This window comes from Microlunatus soli (assembly GCF_900105385.1).
Lineage (GTDB): Bacteria > Actinomycetota > Actinomycetes > Propionibacteriales > Propionibacteriaceae > Microlunatus > Microlunatus soli.
Window position 1 is genome coordinate 6,662,086 of sequence record NZ_LT629772.1, and the last position, 24,138, is coordinate 6,686,223.

At 67.6% G+C, this 24,138-nt stretch carries 23 protein-coding genes and 4 tRNA genes; 9 read left to right on the forward strand and 18 right to left on the reverse strand.

Features of this window, described 5'->3' with window-relative positions:
* Nucleotides 1-6 precede the first annotated feature (6 nt).
* From BLU38_RS30375 to BLU38_RS30400, 6 genes are all read right to left on the reverse strand, one after another.
* Complete coding sequence (locus BLU38_RS30375; protein ID WP_091531320.1) at nt 7-1,020, reverse strand: trypsin-like serine peptidase; 1,014 nt, start codon at nt 1,018-1,020, stop codon at nt 7-9.
* Between the two features lie 131 nt (nt 1,021-1,151).
* Complete coding sequence (locus BLU38_RS30380) at nt 1,152-3,950, reverse strand: UxaA family hydrolase (protein WP_091531323.1); 2,799 nt, start codon at nt 3,948-3,950, stop codon at nt 1,152-1,154.
* Nucleotides 3,951-4,006: 56 nt separating this feature from the next.
* On the reverse strand, nt 4,007-4,939 hold the full coding sequence (locus tag BLU38_RS30385) for a dihydrodipicolinate synthase family protein (RefSeq protein ID WP_091531327.1): 933 nt from the start codon (nt 4,937-4,939) through the stop codon (nt 4,007-4,009).
* Nucleotides 4,936-6,285 carry an MFS transporter gene (locus tag BLU38_RS30390; protein ID WP_091531331.1) on the reverse strand — a complete coding sequence of 450 codons (1,350 nt, stop codon included), beginning with the start codon at nt 6,283-6,285 and terminating at the stop codon, nt 4,936-4,938. Before BLU38_RS30390 ends, BLU38_RS30385 begins: the two co-directional genes overlap by 4 nt.
* A 109-nt stretch (nt 6,286-6,394) precedes the next feature.
* On the reverse strand, nt 6,395-7,150 hold the full coding sequence (locus tag BLU38_RS30395; RefSeq protein WP_091531334.1) for an IclR family transcriptional regulator: 756 nt from the start codon (nt 7,148-7,150) through the stop codon (nt 6,395-6,397).
* A gap of 74 nt (nt 7,151-7,224) precedes the next feature.
* The gene (locus tag BLU38_RS30400; protein ID WP_091531337.1) at nt 7,225-8,685 is read right to left on the reverse strand and encodes an ABC transporter substrate-binding protein; all 1,461 of its coding nucleotides are present in this window, start codon (nt 8,683-8,685) and stop codon (nt 7,225-7,227) included.
* A 145-nt stretch (nt 8,686-8,830) separates the two neighbouring features.
* On the opposite strand from BLU38_RS30400, the gene BLU38_RS30405 reads away from it, so the two are divergent.
* The gene (locus BLU38_RS30405; protein WP_231920104.1) at nt 8,831-9,511 is read left to right on the forward strand and encodes a trimeric intracellular cation channel family protein; all 681 of its coding nucleotides are present in this window, start codon (nt 8,831-8,833) and stop codon (nt 9,509-9,511) included.
* 30 nt (nt 9,512-9,541) lie between these two features.
* On the opposite strand, the gene BLU38_RS30410 is transcribed toward BLU38_RS30405, so the two are convergent.
* Complete coding sequence (locus BLU38_RS30410) at nt 9,542-10,006, reverse strand: MarR family winged helix-turn-helix transcriptional regulator (RefSeq protein ID WP_091531344.1); 465 nt, start codon at nt 10,004-10,006, stop codon at nt 9,542-9,544.
* 84 nt (nt 10,007-10,090) lie between these two features.
* On the opposite strand from BLU38_RS30410, the gene BLU38_RS30415 reads away from it, so the two are divergent.
* Complete coding sequence (locus BLU38_RS30415) at nt 10,091-10,723, forward strand: FMN-dependent NADH-azoreductase (RefSeq protein ID WP_091531348.1); 633 nt, start codon at nt 10,091-10,093, stop codon at nt 10,721-10,723.
* Between the two features lie 33 nt (nt 10,724-10,756).
* On the opposite strand, the gene BLU38_RS30420 is transcribed toward BLU38_RS30415, so the two are convergent.
* Nucleotides 10,757-11,302: a TetR/AcrR family transcriptional regulator gene (locus BLU38_RS30420; protein ID WP_231920105.1), complete on the reverse strand. Its 546-nt coding sequence runs from the start codon at nt 11,300-11,302 to the stop codon at nt 10,757-10,759.
* Between the two features lie 52 nt (nt 11,303-11,354).
* On the opposite strand from BLU38_RS30420, the gene BLU38_RS30425 reads away from it, so the two are divergent.
* The 4 genes from BLU38_RS30425 to BLU38_RS30440 are packed head-to-tail and all read left to right on the forward strand — an operon-like array spanning nt 11,355 to nt 14,928.
* Nucleotides 11,355-12,140: an ABC transporter ATP-binding protein gene (locus BLU38_RS30425; protein WP_091531354.1), complete on the forward strand. Its 786-nt coding sequence runs from the start codon at nt 11,355-11,357 to the stop codon at nt 12,138-12,140.
* Nucleotides 12,134-13,483 carry an FtsX family ABC transporter permease gene (locus BLU38_RS30430; protein ID WP_091531357.1) on the forward strand — a complete coding sequence of 450 codons (1,350 nt, stop codon included), beginning with the start codon at nt 12,134-12,136 and terminating at the stop codon, nt 13,481-13,483. Before BLU38_RS30425 ends, BLU38_RS30430 begins: the two co-directional genes overlap by 7 nt.
* The gene (locus tag BLU38_RS30435) at nt 13,480-13,875 is read left to right on the forward strand and encodes a MerR family transcriptional regulator (protein WP_091531360.1); all 396 of its coding nucleotides are present in this window, start codon (nt 13,480-13,482) and stop codon (nt 13,873-13,875) included. Before BLU38_RS30430 ends, BLU38_RS30435 begins: the two co-directional genes overlap by 4 nt.
* A 36-nt stretch (nt 13,876-13,911) precedes the next feature.
* Nucleotides 13,912-14,928: an NADPH:quinone oxidoreductase family protein gene (locus BLU38_RS30440; protein WP_091531363.1), complete on the forward strand. Its 1,017-nt coding sequence runs from the start codon at nt 13,912-13,914 to the stop codon at nt 14,926-14,928.
* 12 nt (nt 14,929-14,940) lie between these two features.
* On the opposite strand, the gene BLU38_RS30445 is transcribed toward BLU38_RS30440, so the two are convergent.
* From BLU38_RS30445 to BLU38_RS30455, 3 genes are all read right to left on the reverse strand, one after another.
* The gene (locus BLU38_RS30445) at nt 14,941-15,471 is read right to left on the reverse strand and encodes a hypothetical protein (protein ID WP_157683885.1); all 531 of its coding nucleotides are present in this window, start codon (nt 15,469-15,471) and stop codon (nt 14,941-14,943) included.
* A 76-nt stretch (nt 15,472-15,547) separates the two neighbouring features.
* A complete protein-coding gene (locus BLU38_RS30450; RefSeq protein ID WP_091531369.1) occupies nt 15,548-16,402 on the reverse strand; it encodes a phytanoyl-CoA dioxygenase family protein in 855 nt (284 codons plus the stop codon).
* Nucleotides 16,403-16,578: 176 nt separating this feature from the next.
* Nucleotides 16,579-16,651, reverse strand: a tRNA-Val gene (locus tag BLU38_RS30455).
* Between the two features lie 259 nt (nt 16,652-16,910).
* On the opposite strand from BLU38_RS30455, the gene BLU38_RS30460 reads away from it, so the two are divergent.
* From BLU38_RS30460 to BLU38_RS30470, 3 genes are all read left to right on the forward strand, one after another.
* Nucleotides 16,911-16,983 (forward strand) — tRNA-Gly (locus BLU38_RS30460).
* A 47-nt stretch (nt 16,984-17,030) separates the two neighbouring features.
* A tRNA-Cys gene (locus tag BLU38_RS30465) sits at nt 17,031-17,101 on the forward strand.
* A gap of 1 nt (nt 17,102) precedes the next feature.
* A tRNA-Val gene (locus BLU38_RS30470) sits at nt 17,103-17,178 on the forward strand.
* A 667-nt stretch (nt 17,179-17,845) separates the two neighbouring features.
* On the opposite strand, the gene BLU38_RS30475 is transcribed toward BLU38_RS30470, so the two are convergent.
* The 7 genes from BLU38_RS30475 to BLU38_RS30505 form a co-directional block, all read right to left on the reverse strand.
* Nucleotides 17,846-18,778, reverse strand: coding sequence for a carbohydrate ABC transporter permease (locus BLU38_RS30475; RefSeq protein ID WP_091531373.1), 933 nt, complete (start codon nt 18,776-18,778; stop codon nt 17,846-17,848).
* Between the two features lies 1 nt (nt 18,779).
* Complete coding sequence (locus BLU38_RS30480; RefSeq protein WP_231920106.1) at nt 18,780-19,733, reverse strand: carbohydrate ABC transporter permease; 954 nt, start codon at nt 19,731-19,733, stop codon at nt 18,780-18,782.
* Nucleotides 19,730-21,076, reverse strand: coding sequence for an extracellular solute-binding protein (locus BLU38_RS30485; RefSeq protein ID WP_091531377.1), 1,347 nt, complete (start codon nt 21,074-21,076; stop codon nt 19,730-19,732). The genes BLU38_RS30480 and BLU38_RS30485 overlap by 4 nt, the downstream gene beginning before the upstream one ends.
* A 261-nt stretch (nt 21,077-21,337) precedes the next feature.
* Nucleotides 21,338-21,724, reverse strand: a complete 387-nt coding sequence (locus BLU38_RS30490; RefSeq protein WP_091531380.1) for a hypothetical protein — start codon at nt 21,722-21,724, stop codon at nt 21,338-21,340.
* Nucleotides 21,725-21,783: 59 nt separating this feature from the next.
* Nucleotides 21,784-22,533: a hypothetical protein gene (locus BLU38_RS30495; protein ID WP_091531383.1), complete on the reverse strand. Its 750-nt coding sequence runs from the start codon at nt 22,531-22,533 to the stop codon at nt 21,784-21,786.
* Nucleotides 22,534-22,558: 25 nt separating this feature from the next.
* Complete coding sequence (locus BLU38_RS30500) at nt 22,559-23,176, reverse strand: SatD family protein (protein WP_197679930.1); 618 nt, start codon at nt 23,174-23,176, stop codon at nt 22,559-22,561.
* A 155-nt stretch (nt 23,177-23,331) separates the two neighbouring features.
* The gene (locus tag BLU38_RS30505; protein ID WP_091531390.1) at nt 23,332-24,138 is read right to left on the reverse strand and encodes a DeoR/GlpR family DNA-binding transcription regulator; all 807 of its coding nucleotides are present in this window, start codon (nt 24,136-24,138) and stop codon (nt 23,332-23,334) included.

Below are 24,138 nucleotides of genomic sequence, written 5' to 3' on the forward strand. Positions count from 1 at the left end.
GAGGTTTCAGGCGACCGTCTGCGCCGAGGAATACACATCCTCGATGACCGAGCCGAAGTACGGTCCGTACATCGCATTGTGGTCGGAGGTGTAGCCGAACGAGTTCACCGACACCTGGACGCCGGTGCCGGCGGACTCGTCGAAGTCGTCGAACCACGGGCCACCGGACGATCCGCCGGTCATGTTGCAGTCCAGCCGCTGGTCCTCACTGCCACCGAGGGCGTCGGCTCCTGCCGTCGCCGAGCAGTAGTCCAGCGTGGTGCCGTCATACGGACGGGCCTGCGGGTAGCCGAAGGAGTACAGGAACTCTCCGCGCGGCAGGTTGAAGCCGACCGACTGGCTGCCGACGACGTCGGTCAGGTTCTTGCCGTCGACCTGGTCGACCACGGCGAAGCCGATGTCGTAGTTGAAGTCGCCCTCGGTCCGCCATTGCTCACTGGTGCTCAGCCCGGTGGCCTTCCACTTCCCGTACGGCGCGGCGCCGTCGTCGTAGGCCGGAACGAAGACGAAGTTGGTGGCGTACTCACCCGGCCCTTCGTTGACGCAGTGCCCTGCGGTGCTGACGGTGTTCTTGTTGTCGGACTCGATCGCGCTGCCGGAGCAGACGTAGTCGGTCCCGCCGAGGGTGAAGAACACCTTGCCGGTGGTCTTGACCACCGCACCGCCGCCGGTCCACGGGCCGCCGAGGTAGGCGTCGCCGTCCTTCGGCTTCTTGCCCTTGCCCTTGGTGCTGCCGTTGCCCGCAGTGCTCGGCTGGCCGTGCTGGACCGTCGGCGCACCGGTCTCGACCTTGCTCGGCTTCCAGTCGGCCGCAGGGCGGACCGTGCGTTGCTCGGCGGACTTCATCCGATCCGCCGTCCAGTAGTCGTCGACCTTCCGCTGCTCTGCCGTGGTGGTGGCGGCCGGATGGACCGTGGGGCTCGGATGCTGAGGTTCGGCCTGTGCTGTCGGCGCAGCAGCGAGGCCCGCGGCTGCGATCACTGTGGCGATCGCAGCGGCGATGGGGGGCATGCGCTTCATCTGTGGCTCCTTCGATTCCCGCCCGGGGGTACGAACGAGACCCGACCGTAGTGTGCCGGCAGGTCAGCCGGCAATGGTGCGGGCCGTCCGAAACCGGCGCTCGTCCGGTATCGGACACCCGTCGGCGAGGGTCACATCGAGGCGCCGAGCAGACCCCTGGTCAGCTGGAATCCGACGTTGCCGGCGAGATCGGCCTTGGCCCGGATCCGTCCCGATGCGGCGTCGGCGAGCACCTGAAGTGCCGCGCCGGCCTGCTGGTCGATCCCGCCGTGCAGCACACCGTCCAGGTCCGGGCCGTGGGCGGCCACGGTGTCGCTGTCACCGCTGACCTGCAGCACCGGCAGGAACCGGTGCCCGGGCAGCGTCCCACCGACCACGTGGATCAGGGCCAACTCTGCCCCGGAGGCACCGAGCCCGGTGGCGGTCTCCAGCCAGTCGGTCCCGGGCATCCGCATGATGTGCCAGCCGGCCGCTGCCGGTCGCTGTCCGTGGGCGATGGTCGGTGCAGTCACCGCGCGACCGAAGGCTGCGTCGCTGAACGCTGGGGTGGTCAGCAATCTGCTGCTGGTCGGGATGATCACGGTGCCGCCCGCGGCGACGATCCATCCAGCGGTCCGGGCCAGCGCAGCGGCGGCCTCGTCGGTGATCGGTCCGCGGGCGTCCAGCGCGACAGACAGGTCGGACAGCGGCCGGTCCTCCCGGGTCGGCACTCCGAGGCCGGCGGCACGATCGCTGAACCAGTCCTGCACCCGTCGGCCCGACGCTTCGATCCCGCCGTCCAGTTGGATGCTCGCCCAGCCGAACCGGCCCGGGTCCAGACCGGCTGCGGTCAGTTCACCGGAGAAGAAGTCGTTGTGGGTCTTCTCGCAGCCATGCTCCAGCAGCAGCGCCAGTCGTACCGAGCGATGGGCCAGATACCCGACCATGGTGCGGGCGTAGGTGGTGATGTTCGCACCACCGGACACCCCACAGCCTTCGGTGTGCGGCAGCGCGACGGCCCGGGTCGTCCGACCGGCGGTCCAGTCCTCGGCGGCCGCCTGGTCGGCGAGCCGGCCGGCGATCTGTCCCGAACACAACGAGGTCGGCAACACCAGCGCCAACTGCTCGGTCGCGTACCCACTGTCGGCCGGGTAGAGCTGGACCTGCGAGATCGGCGCCGGCGGCAGCGCATCGGACAGCCCCGCGGCCACCTCGACCGGCTGCCCGGGCAGCTCGGCGTCGCGTTCATCGGCCGGCAACTCCTCCAGCCGGCGTCCGATCCGGCCGTCGATGCTGATCGAGATCCCTTGCCGGGGCCCGGTCTGTTTCCAGTTCCGCCAGATCGAGACCTGGCTGTGGCCGGCCTTCTCCCCTGCCGTCCGCTCACCCGACGCGACCTTGATGGTCTGCTGCAGGGTCTCGGTGGTGAGTTCGTCGAAGTCGGTCCCGTCCAGATAGCGCCCCGCGTTGACGTCCATCTCGTGGCTCAGCAGCCGATACCGTTCGGTGGTGGTGACGAACTTCATCGTCGGCACGAACGGGAAGTTGGTGATCGACCCGTTGCCGGTGGTGAAGAAGATCATCGTCGAACCGGACGCCACCTGACCGGCCACCGATTCAAGATCATTTCCCGGACTGTCCATGAAGATGTAGCCCGGGCGCGGGAACAACTCGCCGTAGTTGATCACGTCATCCACCCGAACCTCCCGCGGAAGCTTCCGGGCAGCGCCGAGTGACTTCAGCGAGATGTTGTACAGGCCGCGGTAGATGTTGCCGCCGGACGGATTGCCTTCGGCGGTGTGCCCGTGCCAGCTGACGCGTTCCTTGAAGCTCTGCACGGTGTCCAGGAACTTGCGCGCCACCTCCGGGGTCCGGACGTTCTTCAGTACGTAGCCCTCGGCGGCGATCAGCTCATCGGTCTCGGCCAGGCAGGCGATGCCGCCGCGCTTGATCACCTCACCGCCGACGGCACCCGCCAACGGGTTGGCCGTGACGCCGGAGAACGCGTCCGATCCTCCGCACTGCAAAGCGATCGCAAGCTTGGCCGTCGGCTGCTCGGTCCGCCGCGCTTGCTGCACCTGCGGCAGCCAGGGGGCGACGATCTCGGCGGCCTCGGCAAGATCGTTCTCGAATCCGCCGTGCCGGTCGAAGCTGGCGCAGGGAGCGATCACGGCCGGGTAGCCGTGCTGCTCCATGAAGTAGTTGACGTCCTTGCTGGTGATCACCGCGCCCGGCTCGTCGACCAGCAGCACGGCACCGACATTGGGATGCACCAGGGTGCCGGCGAGCACAGCCAGCACGAAGTCGGCGTTGTTCGGCCGGGTCTCCTCACCGGCCTCGGTGTGCGCGACCGCGACCACGCCGTCGAAATGATCATCGGCCGGGAACCTGGTCGCCAGTCGTCGGGCCAGTTCGGTGGCGAACGCTCCCGATCGGGAGGTGACGCCGACGATCACCACGTGGTTGCGGGTGCCGACGGTGCCATTGCTGCGCCGATAGCCGGCGAAGGTGCTCAGCCGATCCTGGACCGGTGCCACCTGCTCGCCGAGGACCAACGACTGCTCGTCCAACTGATACGGATCCAGGGGCACGTTCAGTGCGCTCGGTTCGGCCGGCAGCCCCGGTACCTTCCGCGCGGCCAGGGCCTCCAGCACCGGTTCGGTGCAGACGTAGTCGCCCGGCACCAGATCCCGCAGGGCGGTGGCGAACGGGGTGTTCCAGCTGAGCAGGGCGGCGCCGTCGGGGATCGGGGCGATCACGAACCGGTGCCCCTCCATCACCCGATGCGGCAGCCGTACCTCTCCCAGACCGCCGCGGCCGCCGAAGTCGACGACCGTACCTGCCTCCAGATCCCTGGAGACCAGCGCGCAGTTGTCCCCCGGTTCGGGGACGACGGCGACCCGGTCGAAGTCGACCCGCTGCGGCTGGGTGCCCTGTCCTGGTTGCGCCATCGCGTACCGTTCCTGCTTTCCGTCTCTTGGTCTCGGTCAGCCCAATGTCCGTCTCATCAGGCCCAGTTCAACGCGAACAGTTCGCGTCGCCGGGCCAGCCGCACCAGCGTAGTCCGCGTCGGTTCGTCGAGGCCCGGGAAGGGTGACCTGGTCCGTTCGCTGGCGATCACGCCACCCTCGGCGAGGATCGCCTTCGCTGCGGCCGGACCGCATTGCCGATTCTCGTAGTGCAGCAAGGGAAGCAGCGTTTCCCACTGTTGTTCGGCGCCGTCTCGATCACCGGACTGCCAGCTGCGCAGGATGTCCACCAACTCCCGGCTCGCCGACGAACTGCTCATGGTGCCGACGGCGCCGGCTTGCAGGTCCGGGATCAGGGTGATCGCCTCCTCGCCGTCGAAGAGCCCGGGGAGCACGTCGGCGTGCCGACCGAGTTCGCTGATCTTGGCTGCCGCCCGAGGGACCTCGACCTTGACATGGGTGATCGCCTCGACCGTGCCGGCGAGTTCGGTGATCAGTTCGACCGGCAACCGGGTCGGGCTCATCGGTGCGTCCTGGACCATGATCGGCACCCGCAGCCCGTCGGCGACGGTCCGGAAGTAGTCGAGCACGCCGTGCCCGCCGACCTGGATGGTGGCGCCGACGAACGGCGGCATCAGCATCACCATGTCGGCCCCGAGCCGGGCCGCCTCCCGGCTGCGTTCGGCGGCGATCCGGCTGCTGAAGTGACTGGTGGTGACGCAGACCGCCACTCTCCCGGCGACCTGGTCCAGCGTCGTCTCCAGGACCGCACGCCGTTCGGCGTCGGTCAGGGAGAACTGTTCGGAGTAGTTGGCCAGGATGCAGATCCCATCCACACCGGCGTCAATCAGATGGTCACAGACCCGGCGCTGCCCGTCGAGGTCGAGTTCCTCGTCGTCGGTGAAGATCGTGGGCGCGACCGGGACGACGCCGGTCAGCAGGTCGTCGGTCGGTGCCGGATCGGTGGTCATCGGACGGCTCCTTCGGGTTGGGTGGTTCGGGTCTGCGGCAACTGCAACGGCTCGAACGTGCGGCAGATCAGCAGATAGCAGGCCGCACCGACGATCACGATTCCGCCGGTGACCACCAGCGGCAACACGAATGCGCTGGAGCCGGTCCCGGCGAACAGGCCGAAGAAGATCGGGCAGATGATGCCGGCGACGTTGGAAGCGAAGTTCTGCAGCCCGCCGACCGAGCCGACGGTGCCCTCGCTCGGCGCGACGTCGGCGGGCAGTGACCAGATCGAGGCAGCGGCGACGGCCAGGCAGCCCATCGACAGGCTGAGCAGGCCGACCGCAACCGCTGCGGAGGGGACGATCGCGGCCAGCGCGATCGACGACGCCAGCACCATCGCGCTGACAATCGGGATCTTGCGGCCCTTGGTCGGGCCGTAGCGTCGGGTCAGCCGGTCCGACAGCGCGCCGCCGCCGAACTCGCAGAAGAACGCCACCAGCGGCGGGATCACACCGACCCAGGCGATCTTCAGCAGATCCATGCCGCGCGCCTCGACCAGGTAGCTGGGGAACCAGGTGACGAAGAAGTAGAAGGCGAAGTTCAGGGCGAAGAAGCCGAGCATCATGCCCCAGACAGTGCGGAACCGCAGCAGGTCGCGCCAGCGCACCGTCGGTTGCGGGGTGTCGTCATGATCGGCGCGGATCCGCGCTCCGCCTTCACGGATCAATCGCTTCTCCGCGTCGTTGGCGAAGCGATGCTTCTCCGGATCCCGGTAGTAGCCGAACCAGCCGATCACCCAGAGCACGCCGAGGCCGCCGGCGACGACGAACGAGGCCCGCCAGCCGAAGGCGTAGATGATCAAGGAAACGATCGGGAACGCCAACGCGGTGCCCAGCCGCGATCCGGAGTCGTACAGTGCGGCGGCCCGGGCGCGTTCCCGCAACGGGAACCAGCGGCCGACCACCTTGCCGAACGCCGACGGCGCGACCGACTCCCCGATCCCGAGTCCCAGCCGGAAGATCAACAGTGTCGCCAGGCCGCCGGCGACGGCGTTGATCGCGGTGAAGAACGACCACCACAGGGTGGCGAAGCCGGCGGCGATCCGTGGCCCGACCAGGTCGACCAGTCGGCCGCCGAGCAACTGGCCCGGTGCGTAGGTCCAGAAGAACGCGGCCAGCAGCACACCGGTCATCGCCTTGTTGATGTCGAGATCGGCCTCCATGAACGGCAGCCCGACCGACAGGTTGGCGCGATCGACGTAGCTGATCGCCGTTCCCAGGCAGAGGAACAGGCCGATCACCCATCGCGCCCGGGTCGGTTTGGACGATGACGCTTCAGGGCCGGAACTCGGGGGCACGGTCATCCTTGACTCCGTTCGACTGTCGACTCCGCTCGAACTGTCGATATTTCGACACATGATCGAGATTTCGCCACACTGTCGCGCCCCGGACGATGTCCTGTCAAATGCGGGGTCAGGAGCGGCCGAGCTCGGCCGACATCGCCTCGGCGGCATCCTTGATCAGCCGACGCCAATCGCCCTCGGACCGGTGCGGCCAGCGCAGGTCCGGTACCGAGATACTCATCGAAGCCACCACCGCTCCGGTGTGATCACGGACCGGCGCTCCGACACAGGTGACATCGGGCGTGGACTCCCCCGACTCGTACGACGTTCCGCGGTCGCGGGTCCGCGCCAGGTCCTCGTCCAGCAACGTCTGGTCGGTGATCGAGCGGTCGGTCAGTCGAGCCAGTGGACCGGAGCGCAGCGCGGCGATCGTCGAGGGCGACGCGTAGGCCAGCAGGGCCTTGCCGACCGCCGTACAACTGGCCGGCAGGGTGCCGCCCATCCGAGACACCAGCCGAACCGCTCGATCGCTGTCCACCTTGCTCAGATAGATCACCTGCAGACCGTCCAGGACGCCGACGTTGACCGTCTCGTCGATCTCCGAGGACAGCGTCCGGGCGGCCCGGTCGGCGATCACCCGGAGATCGAGCTGATCACCGAAGGAGTTGCCCAGCCGGAAGACCTTCACACCCAGCCGGTAGCGGCCGGTCGCCGGATCGAGCCGGAGGTAGTCGCGATCGACCAGCGTGGCCAACAGTTCGTGGACCGAGGACCGCGGGATCCCTGTGACAGCGACGATCTCGGCCTTCGTCATCCCTTCGTGCCGTTCCAGGAACAGCTCCAGGATGTCCAGACTGCGCAGAACGGCCGGCGTCAGCCTCGCCATCGACCCACCTACCTCGCTCCGATCGGGATGGGGCCAGGTTAGCGAGGGTTGGTGCCGGCTCGCCGGTCGCCGGGTCAGCGGCTGGTGTAGTCCTGACCGCGGACCCAGTCCGGGAACGCCCAGGCGTCCGTGCCGACCTTGCTGCCGGCCGCCTTGATCGCGGCCTCTCGGGATCGTTCGGAATCGTCGCTGAGCTTCTTCAGGGCCGCCGGCAGATCGGTCACGTCGCCGGAGAACGCGCCCTGGACGATGGCCCCGAGGTCGGGCTTGACGTCTTTGGCCTTGGCATCGACTCGGGCCACCTCGGGGTTCCGGGCGACCGCCGACGGCGCCAGCTTGCCGAACTGCTCGTACCACGCGCAGCACTGTTTGAACGTCGGGTGGGCGTCGGAGTCCGGCACCACCGACAGATCGATCGGACCGCCATCCATCGCCTCGGCCTGACCGATCCGGAACTCCTCCGAGGTGAACTGGGCCAGCAACGTGCTGCACTCCTCGACGTACGGCGAGTCGGCCGAGATCCAGAGATCACCACCGAGCGGGCCGTTGGTGACGACCGGGTCGTCGCCTTCGGCGGTCGGCAGTTGGGTGACCGCGAGCTTGTCCACGAAGGCGGCGTAGTCGGTCTTCACCACACCGGCATTGAACGGTCCGTCGACGAACCAGACGGCATCACCGGCGACCCAGCGAGCCCTGCCCTTGCGGGCGTCGAGCTGGGAGCTGGCCGGCAGCAGCAGTTTGTCCTTCTGGAAGGACAACAGGAAGTCCAGGGCATCCAGGTAGGCCTGGTGGTGGTAGTTGTACGCGCCGGTGGCGTACTCCATCCCGGCACCGCCGGGGAAGCCCGCGTTCTGCGCGAGATCATGGACGAAGTTGGCCATCCGTGGCAGGAAGGCCAGGTTGAGCAGCAGCCCCGGAGTGCCGGTCTTCTGCTGTGCTCTGCGGACCTTGGCCCGGAAGTCGTCGAAGCTCTGCGGGCCGTCGTCGACGTCGATATCGGCCTTGTCCAGCAGGGATCTGTTGCCCCACGGCAAGGTGACATACATCCGGAAGGTGCCGAGCGGGAACGAGTAGAGCTTGCCGTCGAAACGGTGCAGTCCCTCCACGATCGTCCCAGCCGGCAGATTCTTCACGATCGCGTCGGGGTCGGCCAGCGGCTGGAACCAACCGCCCTCCTGCAAAGCGATGGCTGCGGTCTGCAGACCGGCCAGGGTGAAGACGTCCGGCATCTGCTTGCTCTGCTTGGCCAGTTGCAGCGCCCGACCCTGCTCGTTGGGGTTGTAGACGGTGTAGTCGACCTTCGGCCCACCGTCGGCATGGAATTTGCTGAAGAAGGAGCGCTCCAGCTTTTCCTTCGGCAGGAACTGGTCCCACCAGGTGATGGTGCCGCTCTTGGCCTTGGTCTGGGTCGTCCCCGGCGCACCCTCCGGGGAGCATCCGGTCACCAGGCCGGTTGCCGCGGCTGCCAGCGTGCCGGTGCCGGCGAGCAGCCGTCGCCGGGACAGCGAATGGGACAACGACGGAGGATGAGACATCAGCGCTCCCCTTGCTGGACAAGACGGTCGCAGCCAGGATGGTCTGCCACGTTGAAGATGATTTCTACCACGTTGTAGATCACTTCGACAGACCCGTACCGATCGGCCGGCGGACCGCTCGCCGCCCGGCGGCTACGATCCCGATGTGGTAACCGGAACGTCGCTGGACATGATGATCCGCGTGATCGACCTGGTCGGCGTGCTGGCCAACGCCGTGCTGGGCGGCATCGTCGCGCGCCGGGAGCGGCTCGACCCGGTCGGCTTCGTCACGCTGGCGATCCTGTCCGGACTGGGTGGCGGCATCATCCGCGACGTGCTGATCCAGCACGGCACCCCGGTGGCGTTGACCGACTACAGCTACATCGTGACCGCCGTGGTCGGCGCCGGGATCGCCTATCTACTGCGGATCGAGGGGCGACTCTGGAACCGGATCTTTCCGATCGCCGATGCGATCGCGCTGGGCTGTTGGGCCGTGGTCGGCGCCCAGAAGGCCTTGGCCGCGGGACTCGGCTGGCTCCCCGCGATCCTACTCGGCGGCATCACCGCCGTCGGTGGCGGCACCGTACGCGATGTCGTGTTGCGTCGGGTGCCGGTGATCTTCAGCGCCGACAGCACCCTGTACGCGACCTCTGCGGTCGTCGCTGGATCGGCGATGGTGATCTTCCACGAGCTCGGACTGCCGACGGTCGGGGTGATCGTCGGCATGGTGCTCGGTGCCGGACTCACCATGCTCGCCCGGCACCTGAACTGGCGACTTCCGCACTCCACCGGCTGGCGACCACGGCGATTCGGCGGCCCCGGCGGTGCACCGCCGACCGAACCCTGATCGGGCGCCACGATCCGGACAGCGGCCGGGTCAGGACGATCGGCGCGGCGCGCTGATCGGGTAGGTCTGCTGGGCGGCCAGCACCCGCTCCAGGCCGACCGCGATCGCCTTCTGCTGTTCGGCGGTCAGTTGTCCGGTGAACCGGCGCCTGATCTCGGCGACGTAGGTGGGCTCGGCCTCGGTCAGCTTGCGCCGCCCGCGCGGCGTGATGGTCGCCAGCGACGACCGTCGATCGGCGGGATTCGGGGTCCGGCGGACCAGTCCGGCTCGGCTCAGCTCGTCCACCACCCGGCTGACCCGTGATCGACTGACCACCGCGGACCGGCCGAGTTCGGTCATCGTCAACCGCCCTTCGGGATCCGCATTCAGCTCCAGCAGGACGTCGTACCAGGTCAACGGGATGCCGTGCTCGGCCAACAGCACCTGGTCGAGCTGCGGCACCAGCGTCGCATGCACGCGCAGCAGGGACGCCCAGGCCCGCGTCGGATCCTTCACCGGAGCAACGATACCCAGGAATATTTACGTGCGCACGCACGTTCTTGTGTGCGCACGCACATACATTGATCGGAAAGGATCACCATGTCCCTGCTGCACATCTCCGCCTCTCCGCGCGGTAGCCACTCCGAATCCCTGGCGCTGGCTGACGAGTTCGTCGCCGGGTATCGCCATGCCCAACCCGAGCACACCGTCGACACCCTCGACCTCTGGGACGGCACGCTTCCCGCCTTCGGCCCGGACGCCGCCGCGGCCAAGATGGCCGTGTTCGCGGGTCAGCAACCACAGGGAGCGGCAGCGACCGCCTGGCAGGCGGCCATCGACCTGTTCGAACGGTTCGACAGCTTCGACCACTACCTGTTCAGTGTCCCGATGTGGAACCACGGGCTGCCCTACGTCCTCAAGCAGTTCATCGACGTGGTCAGCCAACCCGGACGCTTGTTCGGATTCGACCCGGCGGCCGGCTACTCGCCACTGATGCACGGCAAGCGGACGGCGGTGATCTCCACCAGTGCGGTGTACGGGACGGGTCGGCCGGCCGCCTTCGGCACCGACTTCCAGCTCCCCTACCTGCGCGACTGGTTCCGGTTCGCCGGACTCGGCGACCCGATCGAGATCGAGTTCCGTCCCAACCTGGTCACCGTCGATGCCGACGATCAGCGCACCGCGGCACTGACCCGCGCTCACACCGCGGGGGCAGAACTCGCTCGCTGCTGACCCGCACGGATCCGGCGACCGACGGGGGCAGGATCAACTCCCGTCGGCCGTCAGGTCGGCACTGCGCGGCGCACTGTCCGGATCGGTGATCAACTGCAGCGCGACGCCGATCAGAAGTCCGTAGTAGCGCGAACCGACGGCGCGGATCTGCTCGGCCGACGCACTGGCCTCGTCCAGGCCTGCGAACGCGTGGGCCAACGCCCGGCGGGCGGCTGCGCCACGCTCGGCCAGCCCGGCCCGGATCGCCTCGTCATGCTGGGCCAGTGCGACGGCCTCGAAGTTGAGATACCACAGCCCGGTGTTGGCCCGGATGGACTCGATCACCCGCGCCCATCGGCGCTCGGGATCGGTCCCCGGCGGTTCGGCCGCCAGCGCACCGAAGAGCAGGTCGCCCCATTCGCTGTTCAACTCGAACAGCACGCTGTTCAGCAATTCGTCCTTGGAACCGAAGTGATAGTTGATCGAGGCCTGGTTCGTCCCGCTCTCCGCCACCAGGTCGCGCACTGTCGTGCCGGCGTACCCGTCGCGCAGCAGGCAGGTCCGCGCCGCCGACATCAAACGCGATCTCGTCGTTGCCACCAGCGCAGACTAGCAGTTGTGTTTTAAACGCTTGTTTCATACGCTTGTTTACATGACCGCTTTCCTCCACTCGCCCCGCACCGTCGCGTTGACGGTCCGCGGACTCGAGTGCACCTACGCCGGCAGTGCCGGCACCGTTCACGCACTGCGCGGCGTCGATCTCGACCTGCCGCACGGCTCGTTCACCGCCATCATGGGACCGTCCGGATCGGGCAAGTCGACCCTGCTGCACTGTGCCGCCGGACTGCAGCGACCGACCGGCGGACAGATCTTGCTGGGCGACACCAGCATCGCCGGACTCGACGAGTCCGACCTCACCCGACTGCGCCGGACGCGGCTCGGTTTCGTGTTCCAGTCCTTCAACCTGTTGCCCGCGCTGACGGTGATCGACAACGTCGAACTGCCGCTCCGGCTGGACGGCCGCCGGGCACAGCGCAGCGAATCGCTGGCGCTCCTCAGCGCCGTCGGTCTGGGCCATCGGGTCCGGCATCGCCCGGCGGAGCTCTCCGGCGGCCAGCAGCAGCGGGTGGCGATCGCGCGGGCGTTGATCACGCATCCGGAGATCGTCTTCGCCGACGAGCCGACCGGGGCGCTGGACCTGCACAGCGCTCGGGAGGTGATGCAGCTGTTGCGTCGCCTCGCCGATCAAGGTCAGACCGTGGTGATGGTGACACACGATCCGACCGCCGCGGCCGTCGCCGACAACGTCCTCTTCCTGGCCGACGGACGGATCGTCGACCGGCTCGCGGCTCCGACAGCTTCGACCGTCGCCGGTCGGATGGCCGAGCTCGTCGCACTGGCCGACCGCGGCCCGGAGGAACGGGTGGACCGATGCTGAGCTATTCGGTGTATTCCGGATTCCGCACCCGCGCCGCGGCCGCGGTTCTGCTGGTCGCCACGGTCGGTGCCGGGCTGGTCAGCGCGATGGCCGGGGTGCTCGCCGCCGGGCTCGCGCCGACCACACGCGAGCAGGACCGGTCCTTCCTGGTCGAGTTTCCGATGATCATGGGCGGTTGGATCCTCGCGATCACGGTCTTCGCGGTCGTCTCGACGGTGACCGTCACCCTGCACGGTCGACTTCGGGAGTTGACGAGTCTGCGCCTGACCGGGGCGACGCCGCATCAGCTGCAGATGATCATCGCCGTACAGATCGGCATCGGCGCGCTGCCGGCCGTCGTCGTCGGGGTGCTGCTCGGGTACCCGCTGGACCGGTTGATCATGGATCGGATCGGGGCCACCGGACTGATCGCGGCACCGTCCGGCTTCGCCCCCGGAATCGGACTTCCGGTAGCCGCCGGCGTGCTGGTGCTGATCGCCGCCGTCCTCGGCGGCTACCTGGGGGCGCGCACGTTCGCCCATCGGCCACTCGTCGGGGCAGTTCCGATCGACGCAGAACCGGCCGCCGCAGGTCAGGTCCCCGGCCACCGACGTCGGAACCCTCGCCGGCTGCTGGCGCTGCTCGCGGTGATCATCGGGATGCTCAGCGCGTTGACCACGCTGGCGCTGCGGCCCGATCAGATCTACTCGACGGCGACCACCGGACCCGGCTGCGTGTTGATCACCGTCGGGCTCGCCGTGCTCGCTCCCGAGGCACTGGCATTGGCGACTCGACTGGTACGCCTGCTGCCGCCGAGCCCGACGATCAGCGGGCATCTCGCCCGGGTCAACCTGGCAGCCGCGCCGGCGCGATTCCGGCCGCTGGTCACCTTCCTGACGCTGTTCGTCGGTATCGCCGTGGGCACCCTGACGATGCAACAGGTCGAGTCCCGTTCCGGCGCCACCGGCAGCATGGGTGCGGTGATGGCGGCGATCAACTATTTCGTCGTCGTCCTGATCGCGGCCTTCATGGCGATCGCCCTGGTGAACAACCTGACAGCGTCGATCGGTCAGCGCCGGCCCGAGTTCAGCGTCATGGACCTGATCGGTTCGAGCAGATCGCAGACTCGTGCGATGGTGCTGATCGAGTCGATCATCGCGATCGCCGTCGGCGGACTCAGCGGCCTGATCGCCGGCGTCTGCGCGGTGATCCCGTTCGCGATCCTGAAGACCGGGGACGTGGCGTCCGCAGTCTCGCTGCCGGTGATCCTGGCGGTCCTGGTCACCGGTGCGGCGCTGTCTGCCGGCACCGTCATACTCGCCACCGGAAGATTCACCACTCGCCGGGTGTTGCGCCGATCGTGAGGATCGGTGAAGCAGCCCGGGCGGCGGGTGTCAGCGCCCGCTCGCTGCGGTTCTACGAGGACCAGGGGCTGATCGTCCCGGGCCGGTACGGCAACGGCTACCGGGACTTCTGCCAGGTCACGGTGGACCGCGCCCAGGCGATCCGTACGCTGCTGGAGTCCGGCGTGCCGACCCGGCTGATCAAGATCATCCTGACCGAGCAGCTCGACGGTGGCGCCGCCGAGCTCGATCTGGACGCGGTGGATCCGGCCGTCGTTGCGGCCATCCGGGATCACCGGCGCAGGATCGTCGCCCGGATCGCGACGCTCGACGAGCGACGGATCGCGCTGGACCGGTTCCTGGCCGAACTCGACGGTCCCAGGCGATCGGCACGTTCGGAGCCCCCGACTTGACCTTGACACCTCTGTCAACGTTCTAGCGTTCGCGGCATGACCGATGATCAAGGTCCGCAGCGCGCCGGTCCGCGGATGCGCGCACTCGTCCAACACTCCGACCGCGGGCCGTCGGACCTGATCCTGCACGAAGATCAACAGCGACCTCGACCGGGTCCGGATGACTACCTGGTCCGGGTCGAGGCGGCGGGTGTCAACTTCGCCGACACGATGCAGACCCGTGGCAGCTACGGCGGCGGGCCGCGACCGCCCTACCCGGCCGGCTTCGAGGCCGTCGGAGAGATCGTGGCCGTCGGTAGCCGGGTCGCCGGCCCGTTGCCGACGGGTACCCGGATCGTCGGGACCGGCCCGGGCGCGTTCGCGCAGTTCCTGGCGATGCCGGCGGCCGGCGTCCTGCCGATCCCTGACAACTGGACCAGCGCCGCCGCACTCGGCATGGTGCTGAACTGGGGAACGGCGCTGGCGGCGCTGCGGCCGATGGGCATGATCACTCCGGGTGACACCGTGCTGATCCATGCCGCGGCGGGTGGCGTCGGGCAGCCCGCCGTCCGACTGGCCCGACACTTCGGCGCCCGGGTGATCGCCACCGCCTCGGTGAGCAAGCATCCGGCCGTTCGAGCGGCCGGCGCCGACGACGTCCTCGATCGCGATCACCCGGATCTGGCGGCGGAGATCCTGCGGCGAACCGATGGTGTCGATCTGGTGCTGGACTCGGTGGGCCGGACGAGCGTCCCGGTGAGCCTGGGGGTGGCCCGGCCGTACACCGGGCGGGTGATCGTCTTCGGGACCGCCTCCGGGCCGGCAGCGGTGTCGATGGAGAAGATGATCTTCGAACACCCGGTGCAGTTGAAGGGCCTGCACATCGGCAGTCTCGCCACGTCTGCACCGGCGCTCTACCGCAACGTGCTGGCCGAACTGACCGATTTGATCAGGCTCGGCGTCTACCCGCCCGGCCGTCCCGAGATCCATCCCCTGGCGGACGGACCGCGGGTCCTCGCAGATCTCGAGGCCGGCCGGACGACGGGCAAGCAGGCGCTGGACCCCTGGCGATGATGGCCCTGCTGATCACCCGACGCTGACTGCCATCCCCCGGACATCGCGTTCGACCTGTGGCCACGGTTGACGCGCCCAGTCCAATCCGGCGCGGGCGGCGTCGACGATCTCGTCGGCCGACCGAGCGATCGCCGCCGCTGCGGCGCGGCGGTCCGCGTCGTCGGGGACCCCGGTCCGCTGCAACAAGACATCGACCTCGGCCAGTCTCGCCGCCAACCAGCCGGCCGGATCGGCTCCCATCCGGGGCACGTACTCCCGGTCGTCGGGTTCGCCGTCGATCATCACCGGATGCCAGTGCATCCGGTCCGCCGCATCGGGAGCAGATTCCAACAGATCGATCCGGCATACGGCCGGTGCCAGGGCGATCGCCGGCGACGCATACACCGATCCCCCGGCCTCGATCGTCATCGGCCTGATCTCCACCCGGACGCCACGCTCGCGGGCGTCGGCCCGGTCGGCCATCGCAGGATCGTGGAAGTCGACCCAGGCCACCGTCACGGCAAGGGTGTCGAAGAGCCAACAGCGTTCGGTCTGATCGGTCATGGTCACCATCATGACCGATGACGTCCGGGCACGTCGGCGGCGGTTGCCTGCCACTCGCCGCGATCGCCGCCAAAGGTCAGCAGCTCACATTCTTCCCCTCGCTGCCGAACAGCTCGAGCCGGCGTTCGTCTGCGACCCCGGGTGTCCCCATCGGGAGGTAATGGAACTGCACGGCGCGTCGGCGGGTGTGGGTGTGGTTGGCCGGCGTGCCGTGATGGATCAGGCCGTGGAAGAAGAGTGCTCCGCCGGCGGGGAGCGGCACCACGATGTCACGACCGGTGTCGACGTCGGTGTCGCACAACTGCCAGTCCCGGCGCCGGTAATGGATCCGGGGACCCTCGCGATGCGTGCCAGGCAGCACGTGCATGCAACCGTTGTCCGCGGTCGCCGGATCCAGCGCGATCCACACCCCGACGATGGGGGTGCCGGGCTCGTAGTTGAAGTAGGCGTTGTCCTGATGCCACGGCTTCTCCCGGCCGCCGCCGGGCGGTTTCAGCAGCGCCATGTCCTGGAACATCGTCAGGTCCTGCTCCCGGGTCAGACGACGGACGACCTGCACGATCCGCTCGTCGCCGGCGAGCCGTGCAAGTTGATCATGAGAGCTCGCGAACCACATCAGCTTGTGGACCAGGTCCATCCGCTCGACCCCGGTTGCCTGCCCGACCCGATCGACGGCCCAGGACTCGTACTCGACGGCGGCGTCACGTGGGTCGGTCAGGACGGCAGCGAGTCCGTCCAACACCTCGGACACCTCGGCGGGGCCCAGCAGCCGACGGACAGCCAGGTAGCCGCGCTCGTCGAACCGATCGATATCGGACTCGGTGATGTCGTCGATCGACTCGACATAGTCCGCAACCCGGTCGGCGCGGTACAGGGCGGTCGGGTAACCGTCGGTGTCGGATCCGGCCTCGGTCACCGTTGACCGCTTCATGAGCTCGCCTCCGTGGTCGGCGTCATCTTGCGCGACAACCACACTGCCAAGCCGCACCACGGTCGGGCAATCGGTGTCCGGACCGATCTCACGGCGTGATCGAAATCGATCATGGCGGACCCGATGCCCTGCTGATCGAGTGCCCGGCTGATTCGCGCGGGTTGAATGATTGAGGGTGGGCGATACTGGACTCGAACCAGTGACCCCTTCGGTGTGAACGAAGTGCGCTAACCACTGCGCCAATCGCCCTCGCATCTCGTCGCCGCCCTCGGGCGGCGCGCAACGAACTGTAGCGCATGCGTCAGCCAAGGCGTGAACCGAGCGTACGATCGGGTCCGTACGGCCCGTTGTCGTGGCCCCGATCGGGGCTGCGGCTGCCGGTCGGCAGGGCCCCGGATCGGACCGCGACAGACCGTCGTGGACCCCGGTTTGGAGTCTGGTCGCGGACCCGCTATTGTTTCTGCTCGCGCCAGGAACACGAAGAACAGCAGGGTTCCAGGGTGTGCATGCGGACGTGGCTCAGTTGGTAGAGCATCACCTTGCCAAGGTGAGGGTCGCGGGTTCGAATCCCGTCGTCCGCTCGGAGCGGGTCTTGCCCACTCCCCGTTGGGAGGGTTCGAGACTCCCTGGTGGAGTGGCCGAGAGGCGAGGCAACGGACTGCAAATCCGTCTACACGGGTTCAAATCCCGTCTCCACCTCGGGCGATTGGCGCAGCGGTTAGCGCACTTCCCTGACACGGAAGGGGTCACTGGTTCAAATCCAGTATCGCCCACCAGGTGAACGGCCAGAGGCACGTCCGGAGAGATCCGGGGGGTGCCTCTCCTGTTTTCCGACCCTGTTGCCGGGCCGCGTCATGGATGGCGAGCTTCTCGCCGCCGTCGACACCGGGGCGATGATGATTCGTGCCCGGCAGCCACCCGCCCGCCGACGCTCCGCAAGCCGCTGTGAGCATCCTCGGTCGGCGTCGCGCCCTGACGTCGGCTCGGGCCTGACGTCGGCCCGGACCTGGCCTCGGCTCGGCCCGGAAAGAGAGCCGGAATACTTCGGCTCGACTCCGGGATTCGTATCCGGGCAGGTTATGTCCACGCGATCCCTGATCGCTGGAGCTTCCTTCCAGATTTGTCCCGCTATTGCCCGACGTCGGTCATCCGATAGGCAAAACACGAGAGGCGCCGCGATCCGTAGGGATCTGGCGCCTCTCGGTGTGGACGGGAACGAGCTCGGGGGTTCACGTCCCCGTCCATGGCTGCTACTCAACCAGTCGGGCGGGGTCGCGGGCAACTCATCGCCGCCGTTGAGACCATTCCGTAATATGCAACCACGTTGGCTGTAGGACAAGTCGGCCGATATTAAATCCGCCCACTTGAATTGGCCCATTACGGCCAGCTACTCACGGCAATTTTGGCCCGGCCGTGAAGGATTCGGTGTCGAACTCTGCCGATTCACCCCTTCAGGCCCGAGCCGGCGACGCCTTCGACGATCTGACGCTGGAAGATCAGGAACAAGATCACCAGCGGCAACGCCCCGAGGATCGACGACGCCTGGATGTCGCTCAGTCGCTGCCCGTACGATCCCTGCACGGTCGCCAGCCCGACCGGGATGGTCATCAGCTTGGGGTTGGACAGCACGAACAAGGGCAGGATCAGGTTGTTCCAGGTGCCGACGAAGGTGACGATCGACATCGCCGCGATCACCGGCCGGGACAGCGGCAGGATGATCGACACGAAGCTGCGCCAGAAGCCTGCGCCGTCGATCCGGGCGGATTCCTCGAAGTCACGCGGAATGCCGTCGAAGAACTGCTTGAACACGAAGACCGCGATCACCGTCGGGATCTGCGGCAGGATCACCGCCCAGTAGGTGTTCAGCAGGCCGACGACGTTCAGCTCCTGGAAGATCGGCACGATCAACACCTGGCCGGGGACCAGGATCCCGCCGATCATCAACAGCATGACCAGGTTGCGGCCGCGGAAACGCATCCGCGACAGCGCGTAGGCAGCCATCGCCGCGAACAGCACGGCGAAGACCACCGTCAGGATCGAGGTGATGAAGCTGGCCAGATACCAGTTCCACAGATCACCACCGGACAGCAGGGTGAAGTAGGAGCCGAAGGTCAGGTTCCAGTCCTTCAGGATCGGACCGGCACCGATCGCGGAGGTGGCGTTGGAGGTCAGCGACGTCTTGATCGCCCACAGACTGGGCAGCAACCAGAGCACCGCGAAGACGATCAGGACGATCCAGGAGACGACGGTGAAGATCTTCCCGGCGCTGCTCTTCTTGCCGGCCTGGGTGATCCGAGCCGGCGGTGCCGCGGCGGAGACGCCGTTGTTGGGCCGGCGGCGGCCGGTGACGACCTCGGGAATCGCGTTCTCAGTCATCTCAGGCGGCCCTCCGTTGCTGGATCATCTCGACGACCTGTCGGAGCACCGTGACCAGCAGGATCACGATGAACAGCAGCACCGAGGCCGCCGACGCGGCACCGATCCGATAGTCGGTGAAGGCGGTGTTGGTGACCAGTCCGAGCAGCACCTGGGTATCGATGCCCGGGCCACCCTGCGTCATCAGGTAGACCTGATCGAAGATCTTCATGCTGGCCACGATCTGCAGCAGGATCACCAGCGTTGTCGTCCTGCTGAGCAACGGGATCGTGATCGATCGGATCTGCTGCCACTCGGTCGCTCCGTCGACCGCCGCAGCCTCGTACAGCTCCCGCGGGATGTCCTGCAGTCCGGCCAGGTAGAGCACGAAGTTGAAGCCGATCGTCCACCACACGGTGGTGATCGCGATCCCGATCATGGCCAGCTTCGGCGTCCCCAGGACCGGCAGCGGATCGGTATCGCCGAGCAGGGTCTGGAAGGAGTTCCACAATCCGGTCGCCGGGGTGAAGATGAAATTCCAGATCAGCGCGATCGCGGCCGACGGCAGGATGAACGGGACGAAGAACGCCAGCCGGAAGATCGCCTGCCCGCGGCGGACCCGGTTGGCCAGGACGGCGAACACGAACGCCAGGATCACCAACGGCGGCACCGTGTAGATCGTGAATTGGATCGTGTGCCACAGGGCCGACCAGAACTCCGGCTTGGTCAACATCTCCTGATAGTTCGCCAGGCCGGCGAAGCTGCCGAACCCGTTCTTCACCATCGTGGTGTTGAAGAAGCTGGTGATGATCATGTAGATCACCGGCCAGATCAGGAAGATCACGTACAGGATGCCGAACGGCGCCAGGAACAACCACGCACTCCGGGTCATCCCCGGCAGCGTCCCTCCGGCTCCGCGCCGGGTCCGCCCGGCCGACGGCGCCACCACACCGGTGGTCTCGATCTGAGCGGTCACAGCGGATTCTCCGTCTTGGCGTAGGTGAGCAGCTGGGAGCGGGCTGCGGCCAGGGCGGCCTTCGGTGTCGCCAGGCCCTGCTGGACAAGGCCGATCTGAGCACCGACGACGTTCTCGAAGTTGGAGCCGGACCCCGAATACCAGGCGGGCGCGTCGTAGACGGCGTAGTCGGCCGCCGACGCGTAGTCGGACTGCGGGGTGAGCTTCTTGTACGCCGCACTGTTCAGGGTCGGCAGGTAGGCCGGAATGTGGCCGCCCTCGGCCCAGGTCATGCTCTGGTCGAGCAGCGACTTGATGAAGCCCATCGCCCGCCGGACCTGCGCATCGGTACGGTCCATCTTCGGTAACACCAGGGTGTGCGAATCGGCCTGCTCGGCAGGTTTGTCGTACAGCGTCGGGATCGGCACCATCCCGAATTTCAGTCCCTTGACGGCCTGCGCCGTGCTGATCTCCCACTCGCCCTGCATGTAGAAGGCCGACTGGCCGGTGAACATCATCGTCTGCGACCCGGCATAGTCGGCGGTGGCCGGCATCAGCCCCGACTTCGTCAGCTTCCGGAGGTAGTCCAGCGTGTCGAGTACCAACTCCTCGTTGTAGGTCAGCTCCTGCCCGCCGTCACCGAGCCACTCGGTGGCGCCGTCCCGTTGGCTGTACAGGGTCTGGAACCAGCGCCAACTCGTTGCGGTGTCACCGACCGTCGCAACACTGGCTCCGGTGTGGCCGGTGACCTCCTTGGCGGCCTTCAGCGCGTCCTCCCACTGCGCGGTTCCCTTGATCGGCTTCAGCTTGCCGTCGGCGTCGAGCAGTCCGGCCTTCTTGCAGACGTCGACGTTGTAGAACAGCACGAACGGGTGGGTGTCCAGCGGGATGGCATAGCTCTTGCCGTCGACCTTCTGGTTCGTCCAGGCCTTGGCGTTGAAGTCGTCGGCGCTCAGTCCGACCAGACCCAGCATGTCGTCGGTGATCTCGCTGAGCAGCCCACCGGTGGCCAGGTTCTTCTCCCGGGTCAGGTGCGAGACCGCCACATCGGGCGGTGCTCCGCCGAGGGTGGCCAGCGAGACCTTGGTGTAGTACGGATTGCCCCAGCTGAAGGTCGCCGCCTGCAACGGTGCCGCGCCGGGTGACTTGCGGTAGCCGTCTTCCATGGCCTGCATCCGGACGCCGTCACCGCCCCCGAAGAGATTCCAGAAGGTCACCGTCCCGGGCGCCAGCTCGGTGCCGGCGACACCGGCGGAGAAGGCGCTGCCACAGCCGGACAGCCCGCCGGCCAATCCGAGTCCGGCAGCCACTCCCAGCCCACCGCGCAGCAGACCCCGACGGGTCAGACGTGTGTGAGAAACCATGCTGCATGCCCCTTTGCCGCGCCCCGACTACACCCTGTTCCGACTGTCTGGGCGAACCATACGACTATCGACAGCGCGATTTCAACGTTGTAACGCAGATTGTGATCTTCACCTCAGCCTGAATACATCGATCGTCGGCGTTAGCGAGCGGCACCAGGCGGGCGCATCGGCATCCTGCCGCCGCGAAGGCAGTCTGGTTCACCGTTGAGCGGCCGCAACGCCGCCGATGGGCCCGGATCGGTTCAGCAGTCTCCCTGGGGCTCAGCGCCGCTCGCCGGGCAACAACTCGGCCAGCCGGTTGGCGGCAGCGAGGGCATCCTCCTGTTGCGCGGCAACCTGTTCCAAGCCCGCCGGGACTTCGCCCTTGACCGCCGGCCGGACCTCGAAGGCGAGGTCGAGGATCGCCTCCCGAGTCGGCGTTCCGCGACGCAACTGCATCGCCTCCCCCGCCACCAGGTCGTATTCGGTGATCTTGGCGCGCCAGCCCGGATTGACCATCAGATCCTCGCGCTCACGCATCAGCCGAGCGAGCGCGTCCAGGGACTGTTCGAGCGCCTGCAACTGCTCCCGGCGGGCATCAAGATCAAGAACGATGGTCGGATCCGGTCCGCCACCGCCGCGGCCACGCAGTCTGTCCAGGAGTCCCATGGGCGTAACCGTACTGGCAGCCCGTCCTCGACCGATCAGGCACCGTTGCCGACGGCGGATCAGATCAGGTGCGCGCCACCCAACCCGATCAGGGCGATCAACCAGCTGACGAAGCTGCCGACCAGGAAATACTCGGTGACCTCGTCGATCCCGACCGCCGTCACCGACGAGGTGGAACCGCGGCGCGCATTCAGTTCGGGGAAGCGGATCAGGCTCTTGGCCGCGATCACCAGGCTCGCCGCCGTGATCTGGCCGGCCAGGCCGAGACCGAGGATCAGCAGCCGCTCCATCGGGCCCAGCAGACGTCCACCGCGCAACTGGTCGGAGGCCTGCGGCTCGCCGTGCGGCTTGATCGCCCCCACCGCGGCCAGCACCTGCCGGACCAGTTCGTTGGCGGTGCTGAGTTGGAACCCGAAGAGCCCGAGGATCAGCAGGAATCGATCCGCGCTGAGGCCGACTGTCGGTCGCCAGCCCACCGTCCGCAGCCAGCGTTCGACCAGGCCGTCGGCCGGCCCGGCCAGGCCACCGAGCAGCAGCATCGCCAGGACTCCGGTGAGCAGCACCGCCAACGGCCAGTGCTCGGCGACGCCACGACGCCGCGATCGGTCGACCAGCAGAGCCCAGCCGAAGGCCACGGCCGCGGCCAGCACCAACAGCACGATCTCGGCCGCCGCGGCGAGCCCGGCCAACAGGCCGAACAGCAGCACCGCCAGCGGCCCGGCGAGCAACGGCAGCCAGGACGGGAACCGCGACCGCCGGCACAGATCGGAGGTCGCGACCGCGATCAGCAGCACCGCCAGCACACTCATCGGACGCTCCCGTCGTCGGCGGTGATCACACGATCTCCCGGATCATCGCACTGGCCGCAACGATCACGTCCAGCCCGTCCCGCTGGGCGCGTTGGGACACCGCAGAGGTCGAGATGCCCTCGTCGCGGGCGATCTCGGTCTTGCTCCGACCGGCCATCAGCCCTCCCAGGATCCGCAACGACCGTGCTGCCAGTGATCCAACCAGTTGGTCCCGACAGAGCAGAGCGGCATCGACCGCCGGCTCACTGGGCCCCTCCCCCTCCGGACCGGACCGATAGCAGAAGCGGGCGTGCCGGGTGCCGGGATGTTCGGCCCGGGCCTCGGCCGTGTTGATCGCCGCCCGTGCCTGCCACCACGCCGGGCCGTCCTGGGTGCCGGTCTCGGCATCGAGCACCTGGGCGGTGCCCCAACCGACACCGAAGCGAACGTCGCCGTCGGGCGCGAGATCGAGCCAGAGCAGGAAGGAAGCGTGCAGGGCTTCCCCGACGGTCGGAAAGCTGCCCTGGAACTCGTCGCCGGCGGTGATCACCAACGGATCGGCGACCGGATGATCGGCGGCGCTGCGGGCCAGCGCCGTATTCAGCCGTTGCTGCAGCCCGCGGCGGTCGGTCGATTTCCGGGATCCGACCAGGTCCCCGATCACCGCGGCGCGGTAGTCTCCAGGGGCAGGCCCGCGAACGCCGGGCGACCGATCATCGTCCGAGCCGGATCCACCCGAACGACCCGTCGTTGAAGCTGATTCCTTCATTCTGCAAGTCTGAAGCTATTCACTTCATATGACAAGACCTCGGTGACCGATCACCGGTCGGCGACGACGACGTCGATCCCCGACCGGCGGAGTTCGGCCACCGTGGACCGCGGGGTCTCGCGATCCACTACGACGTGATCGAATTCGTCCAGATCTCCCAGCGCGTGCAGGGCGCCGGAGGTGAACTTGGTGTGGTCGACCAGCAGCACCCGGGTCGCCGAGGCGTCCAACATCGCCCGCTTGGTGTCGACCGTCTCCAACGCTTGGAAGCAGACCGTGCGGCCGACGATCGCGGCTGCCGACATCAACAACAGATCCGATCGCAGCCGTCCGATCGCCTGGTTGGTCATCCGGCCCATGAAGGATGCGCACCACGGGTGGAACTCCCCGCCGAGACCGATCACCGAGATGTCGTCGATCACGCTCACCTCGTTGATCGCGATCAACGAATTGGTGATCACGGTCAGCGGTGCCACGTCGGCCAACAGCGGGATGATCTGGTGCACCGTGGTCGAGTCGTCCAGCAGCACCGACTGCCCGGTGTCGAGGTAGTCCAGCGCCGCCGTGGCCAGGGCTCGCTTGATCTCGGTCCGTTGCGCCTGGCGATAGACGACGCTGGATTCCACCAGGGTGGACGCCAACGCCGTCGCCGTACCACGTGATTTGCGGAGCAACCCGCGGGCCTGCAACTCGTCAAGATCACGATGCGCGGTCATCACGCTGATCTTGAACTGATCGGCGATGTCCTCGATCCGCAGCGAACCGTGCCGCATCACCGCATCGGCGATCGCGTGTTGGCGATCGGTGCGTTTTCCCTGTCGGGAAACCGCATCCGTGGCATCGGCCTCGGTGCTCAT